Source organism: Paenibacillus suaedae (genome assembly GCF_032337355.1).
Lineage (GTDB): Bacteria > Bacillota > Bacilli > Paenibacillales > Paenibacillaceae > Paenibacillus_B > Paenibacillus_B suaedae.
Map to the genome: position 1 here is coordinate 1,140,744 of NZ_JAVYAA010000001.1, position 17,824 is coordinate 1,158,567.

The window sequence follows — 17,824 nt, forward strand, 5'->3', positions numbered from 1 at the left end:
AGATACGCATCTACGAGAACAACCAGGTAAGACAGGAGAAAGGAGCGGATGAATGGTGAATGATGTCGTTGTTGAACTACAAAACGTCACGAAAAAGATAAAAGGAAAAACGATTATCGATGATTTGTCATTCAGTGTGCGTCGCGGTGAAGTATATGGATTCCTTGGCCCGAACGGAGCAGGGAAGACGACGACGATCCGGATGATGGTCGGCCTGATGTCGATGACTTCTGGAAATATTGTAATAGAGGGGCATAATATTCGAACCGACCGCGCGAAGGCGATGGCTCATGTTGGCGCGATTGTCGAAAACCCAGAGCTTTACAAATTTATGACCGGACGCAAAAATTTGCAGCACTTCGTACGTATGAGCGGGAAGCCGATTACGGAGGAGCGCATTAAGGAAATTGTGAAGCTGGTAGATTTGGAAAATGCGCTGGACAAGAAAGTTAAGACGTACTCCCTAGGGATGCGCCAAAGGCTGGGTGTTGCGCAGGCTCTGCTTCATAACCCATCCATTTTGATATTGGATGAGCCTACGAATGGTCTAGATCCCGCCGGTATACGTGAACTGCGTGATTATTTGCGCCATCTCGCGAAGAAGGAAAATATCTCGATTCTCGTATCCAGTCACTTATTGTCCGAGATTGAACTCATGTGTGATCGAGTGCTCATCATTCAGAACGGTAAGTTTGTCGGGGAACGATCGCTTGATCCGAATGAAGAGGGCGAACAATCTCAAGCAATGGCAATTCGATTCGTGGTCGACGATGCCGCGAAAGCGATGGAAGTGCTGGCATCTACAGCTTGGAAGGCAAGTGTAGAGGAAGACAGTGCAGTTAAAGTTGAACTGATGCATGACGAGGTTCCTACAGCCGTACAGAAGTTCGTTCAAGCGGGTGTTCTCATTTATGAGGTGCGCACAGTGGCGCCTACATTAGAGGAGACGTTCTTGTCCATGACGAAAGGGGGACGTATTGAATGAGATACTTCGTATCCCTTGTGCAAAATGAATGGATGAAGGCGAACAGCAAGCGCCAAGTGCCTTATTTTTACGCGTTTATCGCGGTTATTACGTTAATTGTAGCTGCTGCAATGCGGTTCTTTATTTTCAAAAGTGATCCATATCCATATATGGCTTTTGTGAGCGACGTCAACTTCTTGTTCAGCTCCCTCATTGGCATCTTTATCATGGTCGTCGCTGCACAAATCGTTACCGACGAGTATCGAGATGGAACGATTAAGCAGTTGTTGATAAGACCGGCAAGCCGCACAACGGTACTTACCTCTAAGATGGTTACTGTAGTACTCATCTTGTTGTCGGTGTATGTATTCACGGTCATTTGCAGTGTTGTGATCGGAATGATCTTCTTCAGCTTCATGTCAGCAGATGTTACACTGGCGTCCATATTGAAAGATATCGTCTTCCGAATTCCAGATGTACTGTTCTATGCACTGCTTGCGATGACAGCAGCTGTGCTGACACGCAGCTTGGGTCTGGCAATTACCGTGCCGATTGTGATGAAGTCAGTCGTTGGAGCGGGGATATACTTCTTCTCTGGCAAGCCGTGGTACAAGTATTTAATTTTCCCGAATTTGAACTGGCAGCCGTATTTCAACGGTGGAGACAATCTTCCATTTAAAGAAGCGAGCTTCGGTTTCAGTGTTACGATTTTTGCCGTGTATATGATCGTGCTTCTTGGCTTGTCCCTCATCATTTTCAACAAAAGAGACGTACAATAGAATAGCGCTCAATCTGGAACAACGGACAACGCCTTCCCTTGCATGGAGATGCAGGAGAAGGCGTTGTTTATTGTTAGGACATATTGCCCGAGGCTTTCTGGATATGGAGATAATTTGTGACTAGATTTTTGCCATGAGTTTTGGAATAGTACATCGCCTGATCCGCTTCTCGTACAATATCATCTGAAGTCATATATTTGCGCAGCGTACTATGACCGATGCTAAGGGTTACCGTTGTCTCCTGTTCTACGCGATGCCGGATTGACTCAGCGATTTGCTCGGTACGGGCATTGCGATGCGTAATCAGCGCCACTAGTTCCTCGCCTCCGAATCGGCCAGGTACGCCATAGTCCTCCACCTCTTCCCGAATAATCAGAGACACTTGCTTCAAGATTTCGTCTGCTTGATCATGACCATATGTATCGTTGACTTTCTTGAAATTGTCGATATCGCAAAAAATAAATGAAATTTTGTACTCGTTGCGGATATATTGCTGCATCACTTTCATAATATGTCTTCGATTGAATAGACCTGTCAACCCATCCGTAATGGAAGTGCGATAAGTCATATGAAGCAGTTCGACCACGCGCTCGAACAAGATGAAGAACAATAGGGAGTAATAGGCGAGTGGGAGTAGCCGTTCCAACAGGAACAGCTGATTGTTATTGTATGTAAACAGCAAGGCATTCATAGATGTAAGCAAAATCGTGGCAAAGTAAGCTGCTAAGCTGCATATATAAGTGATACGCTGTCCGATTCTGGGTGCTACCCACACATAACAAAACAGCGTTGCGAACATAAGATATAGAAGCAGTGGCCATGCGTTAGCGATGGTAGGTGTGATGTTCGTGTCAAAAGGAATAGACAGCATCGTCGCAATTGGGATGACCAGCAGCATTGCTGAGAAGCGAACCCGATATCCTCGAGTAGGCCTCTTGTAGAGCCGGTATATCGCCATGTTCACGAGAACAAAGGAAAACGCTTGCAAGGTCGCGCCACCGACAAACCAGTTATAAATATGAGGGTTCCACTCCAGCAATGGCAGACGAATCACATCAGTCAGACGTTCCACCGCCATAAGGAATAAGGAGATAACGAGCAAAATATATGCTGGTGATCGCTGACGGATATAAAGACGAATCGCCATCAGAATCATAATAAATGTAATGTAAAGGATACAGGAAGACACTGATCCCATCACATTGTTCACTTCAGAAAGGGAATTAGCCAAATGAGTCATGAATGACAGCTCCATTGGGAAGGTTCTTTACTGAAACATATGTTCTAATATATCATAAAGGTTGAATGGCGAAAAGCGCGAACAAGAAGGAGGCGCTCGCATGAATATTTTGCAAGCATTGTTTTTTCCGCCTGAACAGCCTGGAGGGGTATCCTCCATGATTCCATATATACTTGATCGATTTCAATCGCCCCACTGGGAGATGGAGATCTTTTCGCTGCCGAAGCGAATACGGGGCAAAGGGCAGGAAGAAGTCCATTTTCATACTTTCGATTGGAAGCAGTACGGGGATAGTTCGATTGTGCAGAAATATGTTCAAACGTATCGCGACTATGTCTGGTGGTCGAAGCTGCGACTTACGAATCGCTATGATCTGATACATGCACATCATCCCATTGTAGGACTTGTAATGAAGCAGTTGTACCCGGATACACCTGTAATTATGACCGTTCACTCTAGCTTTGAACAAGAGCTTATCTTAAATGGAAAGATTGAACCCAATGGACCGGAGCATCAATTTCTAACATCCTTATACCGTGAGTTGGAGTCTCAAGTGGATGAGATGATGACGGTGTCCGATTCTTTCCGGACGTATCTGAAGGCTTATGTTCATGATGCGGATCGAATAGAGGTTCTGCCGAATGGATTTGATGAGAAGCGATTCAAGCCGATCGCCCATGATAATGCAGTGCCTCAACTCATCACGATGTGCCGCTTAGTCCCTGCCAAAGGGCTCGATGTACTGCTACAGGCATGTGCAGAGCTAAAGCGGCGGGGTCATGCTTATGTACTTCATATTATCGGCGATGGGCCGATTCGGGAGGATCTAGAGCAGCTCGCACAGGAGCTGTCTATATATGATGAGACGATATTTTACGGCTATATGCTTCATCCCGAGGAGTTTATGCCGTTCTTCGATATTTTCGTATTACCATCGCGGGCAGAAGCATTCGGTTCTGTATTCGCTGAGGCGGCGCTATGCTGGCTTTCTCTTATTGGAACGAATGTTGGCGGGATAGCAGAGCAGATTGAAGACGGGGTGAATGGACTGCTTGTACCGCCAGATGATCCGACTGCGCTCTGTAATGCGCTGGAGAGAGCAATGATGGATGGATCATTCCGCTATGAACTTGCGCGGGCTGCGTGGGCAAAGGCGAAGCAAACCTATTCGCTAACACGTATCGTGAATGAATTGAAGCGCAAATATTTACATTATCAATTGAAGCGGGGGTGAGGCATTGATTCCGTTTCGTTTTCTACATGCGGCGGATTTGCATGTTGATAGCCCCTTCCGCGGTCTACAAGTCCTGCCGGATAAGCTGAAGGGAGAAGTTCAGGAATCAACGTTCGCTGCCTGGGACAATCTCGTACGGTTAGCAATTCGTGCGAAGGTAGACTTTGTTGTCATTAGCGGTGATTTATACGATGGCAGAGATCGCTCGCTTAAGGCGCAGTGGAGGCTTCAGCGGGGGATGGAGCAGCTTCAGGATAAGCAGATTCCCGTGTATATCATTCATGGGAATCACGATCCACTTCATCGCGAGGTGAGGTGGGAGTGGCCAAGCAATGTGACCGTTTTCCCTACGGATAAACCACAAGCCGTTATTGTTCCGAATAAGAATGCCTCGCCGGTAGCGGTTATATGCGGCATGTCTTATGCAGACATGGCAGTTTACGAGAATTTGGCAGCGATGTATCCCAGTCGTCCTGAAAGGAATGCTGTGCAAGCGTGGAATGGCCTTTCCCCGGATGAGGAATGTACGGTGTATGCAGATAGCGTAGAGGAGAGCACACATAGGAGTCAACAGACAGTTGCAGCTAATGAACTGTTCCGCATCGGTCTGCTTCATGGAACGGTTGATGGAAGTGCAGAACACGATCCCTACGCACCATGCTCCAAGAGAGAGCTTGTGGAAAAGGGATATGATTATTGGGCGCTAGGCCATATTCATAAGAGAGAAGTGCTGCACGAGTCTCCTTATATTGTATATCCCGGCAATACACAAGGCAGGCATGTAAAAGAAACAGGTGCGAAAGGCTGCTACTTGGTTAATGTGAATGAGCTTGGTGATGTCAACCTGCAATTCGAAACATTGGACACGGTTCGCTGGCGTCAGGAGCAGATCGATGTTAGTGGGATAAGTTCACTTCAATCTATCATGCAGCTGCTTGATGAGAAGATGGCAGCTTGGAAAGGTGAAGAGGGGGAGCGATTAACGCTGATTCGTGTGGAACTGACCGGACGAACGCCCTTGTATGCCTCGCTGCAGCAGGAATCCTTCACCGAACAATGGAGGGAAGCATGGCAAGCACAAGAGCTTGACCATGCTTCTTATGAAGAGGTGTCAGGGATTCTGTGGCCAATCGCACTTCGCATCAGCTGTACACCTGATATTGATATTGAGCAGTGGGAGGCGACTGATAGCTTCCCAGGAGACTTGATCCGAATAGCGAGTCAGGCACAACAGCATGATACAGCTAGAGAAGCGCTGATTCAGGAAGCATTGGAGACACTTCTGCAGCAGCCACGCTTGCGGAATTGGCTTGCCTCCCAATCCAGCGAGACACAGGAGGAATGGGTGCGGGAAGCGATGCTGTTAGCCGTGGAGTGGCTCCAGAGCGGGGTGAAGCGTCCATGAAAATATTACAGATTCACCTTATGGGGTATGGAGGATTCCGTGATGCGGTAATCCCGCTTGCGGAACGCGGTTCGAATATGGGGATTACGCTGCTCTATGGACCTAATGAGGCAGGGAAGAGTACGATTACCTATTTTATTCGGGACATGCTGTATGGATTGCCGAAGCGGAGAAGCAGCCATACCCGATATGTACCGAGCGAAGGGGCTGTATATGGGGGACGGATGAGCGTGCTCGATCGAAGTGGTGCCGAATGGACGATTGAGCGGTGGGAGCGGGATGGTTCGCTCCATACGAGTATCCGTAAGGTGTCTGCAACAGGAGTTCTGACAGATATCAGCCAATCTCAATTGGAGGATGAACTGTTAGGGGGATTGAATGCGGGACTCTTCTGCCGCTTATTTGGCATAACACTAGATGAGCTGCAGGAGCTGCAAACGCTGCAGGATGACGAGGTTGGGGCCTATTTATATGATACAGGGCTGTATGGCGGCAGAGGGATAACTGAGGCGGAGCGTTGGCTGCAGCAATCGATGGATGGACTGTTTCGGCCGAGGGGCCGCAATCAGTTGATCAACCAGACCCTTCATACGATGGACAAGCTAGAACGAGTTCAGCGAGAAGCGCATCGTCATGCGGGAAAGCTAAGTGAGTTAGAAGAGCAGTTGACTCGAATAGAGCTAGAACTGAATCAGTGTGTAGAGCAGCGAATTGTACAACGGGAGGAACTGGCTAAGGCTGAACGCGCAAGCGGCGTGGCCGATACGTGGATTCGCTATATAGCCGCCAAGCAAGAGCTGGATGAACAGCCGACAGATCTGTCAATAAGGCTGCCTGAGCTTGCTGCCCAGTGGCGGGAGCTTGATCGGAAGCTTGATGATACGGAAGCTGCTTGCAGAGGAATCGAAGAGAAGCGGCAAGCAGCAGCTGACCGTAAGAAAGGGAAGGAGCCGTTCAAACAGCTGCTAGATCTGGAGTCGGAGACACGCCGGCTTGCGCAGTTGACGGATACCGTCCAACATTGGCGAGAAGCAGCCGGAGAGGCTGAAGTGGAATGCAATGCTGCCGAAGCTGAATTATGGCGGCTCTCTCGTCAGACGGATTCATCATGGACACCGGAGATGCTGCTGGCGAGCAAGACTTCCTCCTACTTGGAGCAGGCACAGTTGGCAGAGAGACGTGCGGATTCGTGTCGTCTCGCAATCGCGCAATCAGAAGCCGGGATGGAACATGCAGTCCGTGAGGCAGAGCTTGCGACCAAAGAGTACGACGATGCCAAGATGCAGCTCAAACGCTGTGAGACGGCTGGAGTGAATGGCAGTGGCTTTGCCCCAAACGAGGGAAGCGCAGTAGATATCGCATGCGCAGAGCAATCATTAGCAGATGCGGTGCGGGTGTGGAATGCTTCAAGTGACGGCAAGGAGCATGTTCCTACACCGGAACGAGTACATAACGAATCCTATTCTCGAAGGAACCGCAATGCACCGCGTCCGCAGAAGTTTGCGCACTCCCGCATTATCTATGGATTTGGATTAGGTGTAGTGCTGCTGGCTGCCGGGCTCGGGTGGATGGCACAGCAATGGCTAATGGCTCTCGTCATTGCCTTGGTAGGCCTAGCAGCTACCGCTGTAATGGCATATGTATCTTCACAATCTCCACCGCATTCTTCAGACAAAGCGGATGTGATGGCGCGTAGCGAGAGTGCGCAAGATGGATTGGAACATGCAATCCGTGTGCATGCTGAGGCGCTCCGTCAATTATTGCAGCCCTATCTCTCTAGCACAGCACGCAGTATACCCGATGCTGGCATCGATGAACTAAGAAGGACTGCGCAAGAGGTTGGAGCCTGGCATCGTGAACGATTACATGTACAAGAACGCTGTCGTTCTCTGTATGAGACGGTGATTGTGACTGAACGACGCTGTCGACTGCTTACAGCGGAACTGGATGCTGCGCATAAGAAAGAAGAAGGGCGTCTACGCGATTGGCATGCATGGCTCGATCAAGAGAATCTTCCAGAACGACTCACCCCTGCGGGTGTAAAGGAACATTGCAGAAGGTGGGAACAAGCCGAAGAAGTGGAGCAGCAGCGTCATCGCGCGGCTGTGAAGCATGCGCGCCTGCTTGGCCAGCTGGAATTGTTCGAGCAGGATTGCAACAGCTTGCTGCATACCGCACAGCATCTGATCACAACTCGAGCTCAACAAGCGATGAAGGCGAATGACACTGGTTCGTGGAAAGAAGGAACTGAAGCTGTATTTCAATACGGAGTCGCTGCTCATGATGAGGGCGTGGAGCTTCTGACAGGATCAATGATAGGTGGATTATTCCGTCTGCTGGAGCGAATCGAGCGTGAACAGGCTATCGAGCAGGAATATCAGCAATTGTTGCTTCACAGCAGTTCCTTAGATGATGAGTGGAAGGAGAAGCACATTCATGCCAGTCAGATGCAGGAGACGATGAATAAGCTTCTTCTGGAAGCCGGTGTGAACACTGGTTTTGAATTGCTGCATTGTGCTGATGCGTACAACTATAAGCTTGAGCTGGAGCGGCAGGTTCGGGAGCTGGAAGCAGTGCTGTATCGCGGAGGAGAACGCACGGCATTTCGACCAATGGAGGAACTGCTGATTCAGTATGATGGACGTGAGCTCGAGCAGCGATGTATTTCCATCGCACGTCAAATGGAACAGCTGGATACACGGATTCGAGAGCTGGAAGGACGCAAGGGAAGATTGGAGCAGGAGCTGGAGAGGTTGAAGCAAGAGGTGGAGGGGGCTTCCCATCACCAGGAAATTGCGCTGCAGGAATCGAAGCTTGACGAGCAAGCGTCCCGTTATGCAATTCTGGCGCTTGCCAAGACACTCATGCTGCATACTCGCAGATTGTATGAGGAGGAGAAACAGCCTGCTGTACTGAAACGTGCTGCCCATTATATGGAGCAGATGAGTGCTGGGCGATATACTCGCGTGCTGATTCCCTTCGGTGAGAAGACGATCGCGCTGGCAAGGCCGGATGGTCAGGTAGTATGGAGTCACCATTTCAGTAGAGGAACTGCAGAGCAGGTATATCTGGCTATTCGATTTGCGCTTGCAGAAGCGCTAACGAACCGGGCATCCGTGCCATTTGTGCTGGATGATATTCTAGTCAACTTCGATCAGGAACGGCTAGGATTGGCAGCGAAGGCGCTTATTGCGCTCTCCGATTCGCATCATGTCATGATGACGACTTGCCATCCTCATGTCGTTGATTTGATAAAGCGTGAATTGCCGGAAGTGCGGTTGATTGAAATGCAACGATTGGCATATAGCTCTTAAGCATAGGCGCGGTTCCCTCCAGTAGAGGGACTGCGCCTTATTTGCACCTAGATATAAGGTTCACTGTTGTTAGCTCTCAGGCGGAGAAGTTGGATGCTTCTGACGTGCAGGCTGCAATGGCAGCGCTGCAGGAAATGGAGCGTCGGTCGGCGGACGATGAGTATGAGTCGGACGCTGTCCAGATGAACGAATTAGCAGGTATATCCATGCAAGGCTGAACACTCCAAATATTGGATACAAGTGAGATACCAGCGGCTTGAAGCCGAATTGACTGAACAGAAAGCAAAATAGCATGATCATGATAATAAGGAGCTTCGGATGAATTCCTGTACGTTGATGCATCTGCAGGGTAATCCCATACACATCGGCAACGTAGGTTGTAAAGATCTCGGAAAAAATAAGCATGACATAAATCAATTGAATGAATACGCCAAGTCCGGATGCAATATGGCCCATGGGAATATCGAATTGCGTAATACCGGGCATGTACACAGCCAACGCAAAATGTCCGGAAAGCAGCATTAATCCAATTAGTAAGCCTCCGATAATGCCCCCAAGTTGAATCACTCTTTTGTTCGGCATCGAAGCTCCAAGCGGGACGAGAACTGCTTGCGCCATTGCTAAATTAAAGGCGCCATACAAGAGCGGCGCACTCCATGCTGCATAGAAGGCCTTGTCTGTGCTCAGCGTTAGCGCTTGAGCAGCATTTGGCATTTGGATGGTATGAATGATGATGAACAAGGTAAACGTAAGCATTGTAGGTGCGACGATGGAGTTCAGCTTCAAGATGGCGCCCATGCCCCGGCTGACGAACCAATAGGAACTAACCAATGTAAGCAGCAGACCAATCTGGTAATTCAAATGCAAATACTCCACGAACACGGATCCTGCTCCTGCCAGCATTACACTATTGACGCAAATAATAATGACCATCGTGAATAGACTGACTGCTCCGCCAATCCGATCTCCGAACAGCATGCGATTAATGTCCTCATAGGATCGAGCCTTGATGTCATGAGACAGGAGCATCAGCTTCGTGCCCAGCCAGATGAACAGCACTGTCGACAATGCGATGGTAAAGGGAGCCCACCACCCATAAGCTGTGAAAAATTGCAATATTTCCTGTCCGGTCGCAAACCCTGCCCCCACGACGGTTCCAATATACGTGAATGCAATTTGCATAACTAACACTGCTTTTCTCAACGTTAAGACGCCTCCTTGCCAGCCAGGCTTGTACGCATTACTATAAAATATGAGCAAGTAGGTTCGGACATGACTGCATGGTTATGATAAAATAGATATCGAATTACGGGAGGGGGGCTTACGGTGCAGACAGTCATGTGGGCGCTGTCCAATTATGGATACATAGCTTTATTTATGTTGCTTGCGCTAGGCATCATCGGCATCCCTGTACCGGATGAGACGCTGATGGTCTTTGTAGGCAGCTTGACTGTAAATGGCCCATTTCAATACGCACCTGCCTTCGCTGTCTGTCTTGCGGGGAGTATGACCGGGATGTTCATCAGTTATATAGTCGGTCGTCGGGTGGGGAAGCCCTTGCTGGATCGGTACGGGAAGAAGTTGAAGTTGACGCCGAAGCGAGTTGAACGAACAGAGCGCTGGTTTCAGAAATATGGAAGTTGGAGTATTGTGTTCGGCTATTTCGTGCCGGGACTTCGTCATTTGACTTGTTATTTGGCGGGGATGTCCAGAATGAAATGGACAACTTATCTTTTTGCGGCTGGATCAGGTGCATTATTGTGGGTGGCTACATTTCTAACGATTGGACATATTGTGGGAAATCATTGGCGTGATGCGGTGCGATGGCTTCACTCGAAGGGGAACCCGATTCTGTTTGGTGGTCTTGTAGTGCTTGCGGTAGGAGGCACTATCACATACTTTATTATTCGTTATCGGATGCGAACCAATAAAACGCCTTGACTCCACGTGGAATCAAGGCGTTTTATTTATTATAGAGTCCATTATACGCGTTCGTTGGAAAATAGCTTAACTGCTTGGATCTTGTTTGTCGTCGGATCCAGATCAAGTCTCAACAAGCAGTTCTTTAATTCATAGCTCCACACATAATCTGTATCATGATCTGGACGTCCGAGCACCTTAGAGGCGGTAGCTTCACTGTCTCCAATTGTTAAGCCCTGGATTCCTGTCGAGGTATCCTCGCCAGATACTTCAACAAATATGATTCGCCCATCCTGCTTGCATCCGTAAGAGAAGCCTTCGTATTGATACACGTCAATTGGATCGGTATCATCCATGACATAATGCTCCTCAGGTTCTCCCCATAGCTCCTTAACTGCGGCATTGTTCGAAGCGAGCACAATGCCTTTCAATTGAGGGTGTGCACGATCAAAAGCTTGATCCGTATATGTAGAATCACCGTTATGAGAGGATTGGCTCTTTGGTGATGCAATTTCGGTTTTCTCGTTTTGTTTCCCTACAGGCTTGCGTTCATCTGGCTTCACCTGAGAATCTTTCTGGTGCGAATAAGGTGTATCCGTTTCAATTGGGGGGATGCTGTGCTCCTGTGAGGTGCATCCTTGAAGCAGCCACGTCATCATGACTGCGGCCAGTACAATGGTTATACTGCGTTGCCGAGTAGATCGCCACATCGTAAATCCTCCTCTACCGCCTCGCGACGGGCCTAGAACATATTACCCTATATACGGAATTTGAATCAATTGCCAATTTGGACGTTATGAACTAGTTATCAACAGTAAATAATAAAAAATAAGCAAAAATAACCCTCTTATATAGTTAGACGCTTCAAAGCTCCATTTAGTTTCAGTTGATGAAAAGAATTGTCTGCTTTTCTCCATTCACCACTTTGACATATAATAAAAGATAAGATGGTGAGAGGGGGCAACGCAGATGGTGGATGAACGAACGGCTCGCTTTTTGGAAGAAAAAGTGACGGAGGCTAAAAACCATTTTGAACGGGCACTAGCATGCAAACACACGGAATTCGATGATTTGTACCCGTATATGATCGAACACCCTCAATTTTTCTGGTACAAAAGGTATGTCGCTTGGTCAGAATTGCTGACGATCGTAAAGCTGTGCGATCAGCTGCAGGTGGGCTGGACAGGGAAATTTACCGCGCAACAAGTTGCGTATATTAACAAGCGTGTCATGTCTGCCAAGGTATTGGACTATTGGTTTGAAACGAACGATACGAAGGAACATGTGGGCTATTGAGATGAAGCATGCGTATGTGCGAGGCCTGCTATGATGGCAGGCCTTGCATGTTGTACATAGCGGAGGTGTGAAGTACACGATGATGGAGGAAGCGGAGCTTGATCGTTATCGAGTGGAAGGAACATTTGTCAGAGTCATTAGGGACATACTGGAGATGAATGATGTTCGAGGATTCGTGGTTGCATGGGATGATGAGTATGTCATGATTCGCAAGCGGAATCGGCGTGTTGTGAAGCTGAGTCGCAGCTATATGATTCAACCTGCAGATGAGCCAAGAACAGTCCCTGAGACTTGATCGGATAAACTGGAATACTGCAAGGCAGCGGGGAGGGAAACCTGCCAGCTGCCTTGCAGCAGAAATAAGAAGATATCCTTGCAAAAAGTTTATAAAAGTGTTGACGATCCTATAATGACGTGATATTATATTCCTTGTCGCCAGGAAAACAACTTAGCGACTCAATCGGAAGTAATTAAATATGCGGTCGTGGCGGAATTGGCAGACGCGCTAGATTCAGGTTCTAGTGGTAGCAATATCGTGGAGGTTCGAGTCCTCTCGACCGCACCATACTTTCATCAATGAATCCTCATGCTTATGAGGTTTTTTTTATATTTACATGATCTAATAACCCCGTCGTCGATGATTTTCGGCAGCGGGGTGTTTTTACGTTTCACCCTTTAATAATCATCAATTTTCCATCAGATTGTATGTGTTAATTACAATCGTTAAATTTTGCTATGACGGTGCTTGACACAATGGTTCCAACCGTGTATAGTAATGATTACTGATTCCGAATTATTATCGGTTTCAAACGCAATATCTTATATGCGGTCATGGCGGAATTGGCAGACGCGCTAGATTCAGGTTCTAGTGGTAGCAATATCGTGGAGGTTCGAGTCCTCTTGACCGCACCATACTCTAATTAGCAGAATCCTTACGTCATTAAGGATTTTTTTATTTGTCTGTAATTCTTCGATAAGATGTTTTATCATAGCAGCTTTGAACAGGCTCGTAAATCGGATGCATGATGATTTACGGGCCTTTTTTGTGTCCCCATTATAGGTGAAGTCACGATCTTGGCTATCCGAGTGAGATCGTTAGTACAAGGTCAACAGTCATCCAATATCTAGTTAGATATAAGTTCAAGACTCCAGGATAAAACAGCCGGAGTCTTGAACTTATGAATCATCTTACCATTATTCAAATCAACCATGTGCGCAGAAAGTGGTAGTTATAACAGAAGCATAAAGGTTCCGCCAACAAGCAGAAGGAGACCGACAAAAGCTTTCATAGACAATTTTTCCTTAAACACAATGTAAGCGAAGATAATCGTCACGAGTATGCTTAATTTATCGATAGGGACTACGATACTTGCGGGCCCTTCTTGCAGTGCTTTGAAGTAGAGCAGCCAGGACATGCCGGTGGCCAAACCCGATAAGGTAAGGAAAATCCAGCTCTTTTTGTCGATTTCTTTGATGCCGCCCTGTTTCTTAGTTGCGAATACAATCAACCACGCCATGATCAGTACAACGATTGTTCGGATGGCGGTGCCTAGATTGGAATCAACATCTTCAATGCCGACTTTGCCTAGGATTGCTGTGATTGCTGCAAAAAGAGCGGATAGTACGGCATACCAAACCCATTTCCCGCTTTTGTCAGAGGATTGTCCAGCATCTTGTTTTCTTTGTATCATCATGTACGTTCCGATTCCAATCAGCGCCATACTGATGATTTTCAGTAAGGTAACTGGCTCCCCAAGTAAGATAATTGCAAAAAGCATTGTCATAATCGTGCTTGATTTATCAATGGGAACGACGACATTTACATTGCCTAGCTGCAGCGCTCTGAAATAGAAGATCCAAGAAGCGCCGGTCGTCAGTCCTGATAATACGAGATAGAAGAGAGACTTCGAGCTGATGTCGAACAGGTTCGTTTGTAAGTTCCCTGCAAACACGATAGCCCACGCAAAAATGACAACAATTCCGGTTCTAAGGGCGGTAGCTAGATTGGAATCCGTACGCTGAATTCCGATTTTAGCAAGAATAGAAGTTAAACCTGCAAATAGCGCCGCACCAAAAGCATAAATCATCCACATGTAGGTATCCTCCAAACTCTATGTAAAACGCCATGCAACCCAGGTAACAGGGAGCTTATGATCATCCCCGTTTAGGGAAGATAGCATATCCTTCATTTTACTATATTTCTTCAGCTAGCCTATCGATACTCTCACGATTTCCCAGTCATGAGATGCTGAATCTTGATAACAAATGCCAGATGAGCTCTCTGCGGCTGGATACTCATATGTATTTGTTCTCCTCAAGCCTCTAACTTCTCCGTTTTCCGTATATTAAATCCCAGATTTCAGGGATGGTAGTTTTATTGATTCTATCTATCATTGATAATGATTATCATTATAGTGGAAGAACAGGGAATTGGAAAGAGGTTAGGAATCCGTCATCCGCATCACTGCACAAAAAGATTTGGACGATCACCGCTGTCACGATGCTCAGCCAAGTAAGCCAACAGATGAAGCTTTTCGTTATGGACATGATAGCGTAGATAGTTTCCTGGTTCCTTTGTGTAACCAAGCAGTTCGCGCTCTGTTAATTTCATGCCGACACGGGAGAAGTTTTCATCCAAATAATCTGGATGATAGGTTCGCTCATGAGCTTGCGGAAACAGATGACAAATTCGCGCAAGTGAAGCGGCGGGGGGCTGATAATACAAATAGTGCCCCAGCACACGGGCGCCCGGCTTGAGATAAGGCAGCATCGGGAGAAGCGGGAAGATCCGATTGTGCAACGAAAAGTCGTTGAACGAAAAGCTGTCGACGATCAAATCAACGGTAACGGGAGCTAGAGGAAACTGCCAATCACTGCTCTCGATATAAAGCGCCTGCAAATCGGTATGGTTCTGTGAAAGCTTCTCTTTAAGCCTGATCAGCAGTTCGCTCGACGTACCGCAAAAGATGTACATCGTCTCCGGTGGGAGAGATGAGATGTATCTAGGTAGAACCGTGTACACATCAGCGTTGGCTTCCACAATCAGCTGATGCTTGGCATGTTCGCTTCTAAGTCGGTCGGCCAACCACTGGTTGCCCTTTTCCGTCAGGTTGATAAAAGCAGATGAAAGCAATTGAAAACGCTCGTGTTCATAGCCATAGGTATATGCGGAACGAGCGTTTTCTTTATCCGAGGTAAGCAGAATGCCATCCTTGATTTCAGCCCGATAAGAGCAGGAGCAGTATAATTGTGCGCTAAGCATATATTTTCCCTGAAGGAAGGCGTTTCGTATTTGCAGTGGAATGCGGCAGGAGGGGCAGTAAAGCAGGGGCAAAAAGGAGTAAGGCACTCCGGTCTCTGCTTCAGTCCTAGGCTCGTCCTGTAAAGTGATTAATTTATTTTCAAGCTGATGAAGAGCGTTTTCCAGTTGCTCTTTATCCTTCATTAGCCGCTGTTTCTTTTCGTTCATCATACGTAGATAATGCCAGCGAATGTCTTCGAAGACGGTAAAATCAGAGATTCGCTTCCTCAAAAGCATTTGGCGGATTTCCTGAAGTGTAAAATGAAACTGCTTCATTTCACTGATAAAGGCCATATCCTCAACGCATGAAGGAGTAAATTCATATTGGGCGCTTGCTTTTTTATCCGGAAGCAGCAGCTCGATTTCAATGTAGTAGCGTACCGTATCTACGGACACGTCAAAACGCTTGGCGAATGCCCCAATCTTCATGTAAGCACCTCCCATATTTTCCTTAATCTAATAATAAACTAAAATTGCGGGGGCACTCCAGATTTTTTTGGAAAATGAGATGTATTGCAGGCTTGATCTCAAGTACGCTCCATCTCTTAAGATAAGCGTATAACGAAGAAAGAGGTGAGTGCAATGAAGTTATCCGAATATGCGAGTTATGACGGCCTGGGGCTTGCTGAGCTGGTCAAGCGCGGCGAAGTTACGCCACAGGAACTGACGGCATTAGCTTGCGAAGCTATCCGGCTGGTGAATCCGCAACTAAATGTGATGGCCGTCTCGATGCAGGAGCTTGCAGAAAAAGAAAGCAAGTCTGCTTTGCCGAATGGCCCGTTTACTGGAATTCCATTCTTGGTCAAGGATTCAACTTTGCATGCGGCTGGAGTGCCTCTAAATAGCGGGAGCCGACTGGGGGAAGGAATGATTTACCCGTACGACTCCGAGATGATGAGGCGGTTCCGACAGGCAGGTCTGGTAACACTCGGATCCACCACAGCGCCCGAATTTGGCTTCAATGTAACAACGGAACCGGTTCTGTATGGGCCGACGAGAAACCCTTGGAATCCGGATAGGAGTCCAGGCGGCTCAAGCGGCGGCTCTGCTGCGGCGGTCGCGGCAGGTATTGTGCCTATTGCACATGCCAATGACGGTGGCGGCTCTATCCGCATTCCTGCGGCTTGCAGCGGTCTGGTCGGCTTGAAGCCGACGCGTGGACGAACACCCAACGGTCCTGACAACGGAGAAGTACTGAGCGGACTCGGTATACAATTTGCCGTGACCAAGACGGTGCGTGATACGGCTGCACTGCTGGATGCGGTTGCGGGGCCAGACCCGGGGGCTTATGCTTGGGCCGAGCGGCCGAGCCGTCCCTTCTCAGCAGAACTTGATGAGGAGCCGGGGAGACTGCGGATAGCCTGGACGGGCAAGCCGTTTTCAGGCACCCCCGTTGATGCGGAATGCTTGCGTGTCTTGCATGAGACCGTCGGCTTATGTGAGGAACTCGGGCATGAATTAGTGGAGGTATTGCCAGAAGTGGATTATGAAGCATTGTTTGTAGCGACGATGCACATATGGGCGGCCAACACGTATCATGGAATTGAGCGGCTTGCGAAGGCGTTGAATAGGAAGCCCTCGGAACATAATCTGGAAGCAACGATACTGAAAGCTTACCAATACGGCGCTACCTTAACCGCCCATGATCTGCTTAATGCCCTCGATATCAGTGCGCAAGCGTCTCGATCCGTCGGTCGTTTCTTTGAACAGTACGACGTGCTGCTTTCCCCAACGATTGCGTCTGTGCCTTTTCCGTTGGGCGAGCTGAATGCCAACAATCCGGATATCGATCTAAGAAGCTGGACAGAACAAGTATTCACCCGTGCTCCGTTCACTAGTCTCTTTAATACGACAGGCCAGCCTGCTGTATCACTTCCGCTCGGTTGGAGCGCGGACGGCCTGCCGATCGGGATGCAATTTGCTGGGCGATTCGCCGACGAAGCTACACTGCTGCGGCTCTCCGCCCAATTGGAAGCCGCCCGACCATGGAATCATAAGCGTCCCGTCATTCATGCAGCTAGCAGCCAATAAGCGATTCATTTTCTGATCAGACGAACAGAAACCCAGGTCGACTTAGTAAAAAGATAGCGATAGCATGTAGGTTATTTTTAGGTTCCTTATGATAGGGATGGAAAATCACAAAAAGGAGAGCATATGCGGAATAAAGCAGATGTGGATAGATAAGCAGAAGTATATGCAAATGATTCCTATGAAATAGAGAATGTGTACTCTGAGAACTTAATGAAAATGGCGGGGCAAACGACTCAAACTCATCAATAATTGAGGAAGAGAATCGGTAGGGCTTGCATAGTCTGGAATAGCACGAGGTGTTACAAAACGCCCCCTCGGTATGTTGATCAGCCAAATGATC

14 protein-coding genes and 2 tRNA genes are annotated in these 17,824 nt (G+C 47.9%); 11 read left to right on the plus strand and 5 right to left on the minus strand.

Annotated elements, in window-relative coordinates:
* The first annotated feature begins 55 nt into the window (after positions 1-55).
* Both RQP50_RS05085 and RQP50_RS05090 read left to right on the plus strand, forming a co-directional pair.
* On the plus strand, positions 56-985 hold the full coding sequence (locus tag RQP50_RS05085) for an ABC transporter ATP-binding protein (protein WP_036590707.1): 930 nt from the start codon (positions 56-58) through the stop codon (positions 983-985).
* Positions 982-1,743: an ABC transporter permease gene (locus RQP50_RS05090; protein ID WP_021253199.1), complete on the plus strand. Its 762-nt coding sequence runs from the start codon at positions 982-984 to the stop codon at positions 1,741-1,743. Before RQP50_RS05085 ends, RQP50_RS05090 begins: the two co-directional genes overlap by 4 nt.
* A gap of 73 nt (positions 1,744-1,816) precedes the next feature.
* Here RQP50_RS05090 and RQP50_RS05095 read toward each other — a convergent pair whose 3' ends face one another.
* Entirely contained in the window at positions 1,817-2,983 is a 1,167-nt protein-coding gene (locus RQP50_RS05095; RefSeq protein WP_142544254.1) for a GGDEF domain-containing protein, read from the minus strand.
* Positions 2,984-3,083: 100 nt separating this feature from the next.
* Here RQP50_RS05095 and RQP50_RS05100 point away from each other — a divergent pair, with 100 nt between their 5' ends.
* Genes RQP50_RS05100 through RQP50_RS05110 form a run of 3 tightly spaced genes read left to right on the plus strand, consistent with a single transcriptional unit; the run spans position 3,084 to position 8,936 of the window.
* A complete protein-coding gene (locus RQP50_RS05100) occupies positions 3,084-4,217 on the plus strand; it encodes a glycosyltransferase family 4 protein (protein ID WP_072729739.1) in 1,134 nt (377 codons plus the stop codon).
* A 4-nt stretch (positions 4,218-4,221) separates the two neighbouring features.
* A complete protein-coding gene (locus tag RQP50_RS05105; protein WP_315743696.1) occupies positions 4,222-5,622 on the plus strand; it encodes a metallophosphoesterase family protein in 1,401 nt (466 codons plus the stop codon).
* Entirely contained in the window at positions 5,559-8,936 is a 3,378-nt protein-coding gene (locus RQP50_RS05110) for an AAA family ATPase (RefSeq protein WP_315743698.1), read from the plus strand. The genes RQP50_RS05105 and RQP50_RS05110 overlap by 64 nt, the downstream gene beginning before the upstream one ends.
* 69 nt (positions 8,937-9,005) lie before the next feature.
* Here the strand turns inward: RQP50_RS05110 and RQP50_RS05115 are convergent, their stop codons facing one another.
* Positions 9,006-10,139: a YkvI family membrane protein gene (locus tag RQP50_RS05115; protein ID WP_227774713.1), complete on the minus strand. Its 1,134-nt coding sequence runs from the start codon at positions 10,137-10,139 to the stop codon at positions 9,006-9,008.
* Between the two features lie 123 nt (positions 10,140-10,262).
* On the opposite strand from RQP50_RS05115, the gene RQP50_RS05120 reads away from it, so the two are divergent.
* A complete protein-coding gene (locus RQP50_RS05120; RefSeq protein WP_174810535.1) occupies positions 10,263-10,877 on the plus strand; it encodes a DedA family protein in 615 nt (204 codons plus the stop codon).
* Between the two features lie 41 nt (positions 10,878-10,918).
* Here RQP50_RS05120 and RQP50_RS05125 read toward each other — a convergent pair whose 3' ends face one another.
* The gene (locus tag RQP50_RS05125; protein ID WP_072729736.1) at positions 10,919-11,566 is read right to left on the minus strand and encodes a DNA uptake lipoprotein; all 648 of its coding nucleotides are present in this window, start codon (positions 11,564-11,566) and stop codon (positions 10,919-10,921) included.
* Positions 11,567-11,825: 259 nt separating this feature from the next.
* Between RQP50_RS05125 and RQP50_RS05130 the strand changes: the two genes are divergently transcribed.
* From RQP50_RS05130 to RQP50_RS05145, 4 genes are all read left to right on the plus strand, one after another.
* Positions 11,826-12,152 carry a hypothetical protein gene (locus RQP50_RS05130; protein WP_072729735.1) on the plus strand — a complete coding sequence of 109 codons (327 nt, stop codon included), beginning with the start codon at positions 11,826-11,828 and terminating at the stop codon, positions 12,150-12,152.
* A 79-nt stretch (positions 12,153-12,231) separates the two neighbouring features.
* Positions 12,232-12,447, plus strand: coding sequence for a hypothetical protein (locus RQP50_RS05135; RefSeq protein ID WP_072729734.1), 216 nt, complete (start codon positions 12,232-12,234; stop codon positions 12,445-12,447).
* 183 nt (positions 12,448-12,630) lie between these two features.
* A tRNA-Leu gene (locus RQP50_RS05140) sits at positions 12,631-12,717 on the plus strand.
* A gap of 260 nt (positions 12,718-12,977) precedes the next feature.
* Positions 12,978-13,064, plus strand: a tRNA-Leu gene (locus tag RQP50_RS05145).
* A 317-nt stretch (positions 13,065-13,381) separates the two neighbouring features.
* Here the strand turns inward: RQP50_RS05145 and RQP50_RS29435 are convergent.
* Complete coding sequence (locus RQP50_RS29435; protein ID WP_268626306.1) at positions 13,382-14,245, minus strand: EamA family transporter; 864 nt, start codon at positions 14,243-14,245, stop codon at positions 13,382-13,384.
* Between the two features lie 368 nt (positions 14,246-14,613).
* Positions 14,614-15,882: a MerR family transcriptional regulator gene (locus RQP50_RS05155; protein ID WP_315743707.1), complete on the minus strand. Its 1,269-nt coding sequence runs from the start codon at positions 15,880-15,882 to the stop codon at positions 14,614-14,616.
* A gap of 153 nt (positions 15,883-16,035) precedes the next feature.
* On the opposite strand from RQP50_RS05155, the gene RQP50_RS05160 reads away from it, so the two are divergent.
* The gene (locus tag RQP50_RS05160; RefSeq protein ID WP_315743709.1) at positions 16,036-17,484 is read left to right on the plus strand and encodes an amidase; all 1,449 of its coding nucleotides are present in this window, start codon (positions 16,036-16,038) and stop codon (positions 17,482-17,484) included.
* Positions 17,485-17,824 lie beyond the last annotated feature (340 nt).